Here is a 2,340-nt window from a genome sequence, read left to right on the forward strand (position 1 = left end):
CTGTCACTTAAGTTGTGGTTAGTAGAATATCTTGTTGGTGGTTATATACCAACTTATTTGGTAGTAAATCCTATACCAATCTTATCGGGGAAAATGTAATGCAAGATACACTTTTTGATTTATCTCCAGGTTCTACGAACGTTGTACAAAAAGTGTGTAAGGTGTGCCTCCGGCACGCTAGCGCGAACGATGGAAAGTTGAGGAGTAACACCTTTGAATTAAAACAATTGACTGGCATTGAATCATGTCAATGCCGTAAGGGTCGTATTCAAAGAAATCATATTGCCTGCGCTATTTTAGTCTGGCTTAGGCTCAAAGATTTAGCTTATAAAACAGGTCTTACAATCTATCAAATTAAGCATGGATTGTTATCAAATTATTTAGTTCAGCAGCTAAAACGTTTGAATTTCCCATGTTTATCGCCTAGTTGTTTGGCGCGCGGCGCGGTGTAACCGCGCCATTGCTTGTGACAGTTGCGTAAGTCCTGCCACGAATTTATACAGTTTGATTTCCCAAAAGTTGCCAAGAACCTTAGAGGTTGTTTGAAAAGTATCAGCTTGAGCCTTAAATGCAACTCAGAGAAGCGATCGCAAGTCCCAGAACCCTCATTATCTCGTTTAACTTCTCGATAGCCAGAGTAGTCAAACATACGTTAGATGACTTTTCAAACATCCTCTTAATCCTGGCTGGAAAATGTCTTGATTGCAGGTCTGAGCGATTAGCATTGCAGGTCGCTACAACTAATGCGCCGCTGATTGCGACGCAAGTGGTTGAACAAAGACTCGATTTTGACTATTCGTTTGGCGTTACTGAATTTTCGTTCTGGGCGATGGCGAGGCAACTTTACTATCACTAATTTTTTACTGCTGCTAGGTGCAATATCAGCTTACCTGCTTTGTATACCAATTAGATAGCTAGGGTTTCGATCTACTGACTTTATCTGCTGCCGTTTTTTATCCGACCTCACAAAATTGCGTTGCTCCTGGTTTTATTTGCTACAACCTGATCAAATGTAGTATTCACAGAAACTTCCTTCCAAGCATCTAGTTCTGCTTTTATTGACTCCAATTTATTATTAATACCACTGATTGCATCTGCTCCCAATGCTAATCTAAGTGGCGGGTTCTCGCAATCAACTGCTTGAATCATCGCCAAAGCAGCTTTTTTCGGGTCACCTTGTTCCTCAATTTTAAAGTCCTGTATATCCTGCACAATCTGACGGAGGTTCTCAGTAGCTGTTTCATAGTCTTTGATGCGGGTGTCACACACAACAAGTGAACGTGTGACAAAATCTGTACGGAACGAACCTGGTTCAACTATTGTGACTTTGATACCGAGAGGCGCAACTTCTTTAGCTAATGCTTCAGAAGTTCCTTCTAGCGCAAACTTGGTACTGCAATAAATTCCTGCACCAGCACCAACTACAAAAGCAGCTTCTGATGAAATATTGAGAATGTGTCCACTACGTTGCTGCCGCATATAGGGTAGTACTACTCGCAGCATTTCCAAGACACCAAAAACATTTGTTTCAAACTGCCGTCGAACTGCTTTGTCGCTGACTTCTTCTATCGCTCCTAAAGTTCCATATCCAGCATTGTTGACGAGTATATCAATGTGTCCAAACTTAGCGATCGCTTGTTTCACTGCCTGCTGTACCTCTTCAGGTTTTGTTACATCAAGTTGTACCGCTAAGGTCTGGTTTGCAAAGCTTGTAGCTAAATTTTCTACATTTTGTAGATTTCGTGCTGTTAATACCACTCTCTCACCCCGCTCAAGCACTGTTTCTGCCAATGCTCGACCAAAACCACTTGAGCAACCAGTAATAAACCACACTCGTGATTGATAAACTGAGGAAGGCACCATAGAAATTCTCCGTTTTTAACAAGCGTTATTAAGCTTAAGGAATTTGAAATTCCAGCATTGAAAAAGACTCACTCTTGCCATGTAGGCATAGAAAGCCAAATAAATTTGCATTTAAAACACAGGTTAATTTACTAGCTAATGTTTTTTTGTAATTTTCCTCCTGTCTATCAGCTTGTTCTGGGGTCACTATTGCCCCTGGTAATATAGAAAGAACCTCAATTCCACTAGAACGTAATTCCATTCGTAAAGAATCTGTAATAGACTCAAGCGCAAATTTTGAAGCAGATAAGAGTCCAAAATATGGAACAGCTAATCTACCACAAATCGCACTGATATTGATGATTCGACCTTTAGCTTTGCGGATCATTGGTAAGAATGCTTGTATAACTGCGAGTTGGCCGATAATATTGACTTCAAAATTCCATCTGATGTCATCTATAGCTATGCACTCTAGCGGAATTACGTTCTAGTGGAATT

The 2,340-nt window shown here is 40.6% G+C and carries 3 protein-coding genes and 1 pseudogene; 1 reads left to right on the plus strand and 3 read right to left on the minus strand.

All coding sequences use genetic code 11. The features are described from left to right. Nucleotides 1–215 precede the first annotated feature (215 nt). Nucleotides 216–452 (plus strand): annotated as a pseudogene (locus LC574_RS36140) (hypothetical protein); the annotation flags it as partial. Here the strand turns inward: LC574_RS36140 and LC574_RS36145 are convergent. The 3 genes from LC574_RS36145 to LC574_RS36155 all read right to left on the minus strand — a co-directional run bounded on the left by LC574_RS36145 (nt 386) and on the right by LC574_RS36155 (nt 2,323). Further along, nucleotides 386–649: a hypothetical protein gene (locus LC574_RS36145; RefSeq protein ID WP_229458438.1), complete on the minus strand. Its 264-nt coding sequence runs from the start codon at nt 647–649 to the stop codon at nt 386–388. The pseudogene LC574_RS36140 and the gene LC574_RS36145 overlap by 67 nt on opposite strands. Nucleotides 650–963: 314 nt before the next feature. Beyond that, nucleotides 964–1,863, minus strand: coding sequence for an oxidoreductase (locus tag LC574_RS36150; protein ID WP_229458436.1), 900 nt, complete (start codon nt 1,861–1,863; stop codon nt 964–966). Between the two features lie 34 nt (nt 1,864–1,897). Further along, nucleotides 1,898–2,323, minus strand: coding sequence for an SDR family NAD(P)-dependent oxidoreductase (locus tag LC574_RS36155; protein WP_368736780.1), 426 nt, complete (start codon nt 2,321–2,323; stop codon nt 1,898–1,900). Nucleotides 2,324–2,340 lie beyond the last annotated feature (17 nt).

The sequence above is a fragment of the Nostoc sp. CHAB 5715 genome, assembly GCF_020829685.1.
In the GTDB taxonomy this organism is placed as follows: domain Bacteria; phylum Cyanobacteriota; class Cyanobacteriia; order Cyanobacteriales; family Nostocaceae; genus Nostoc.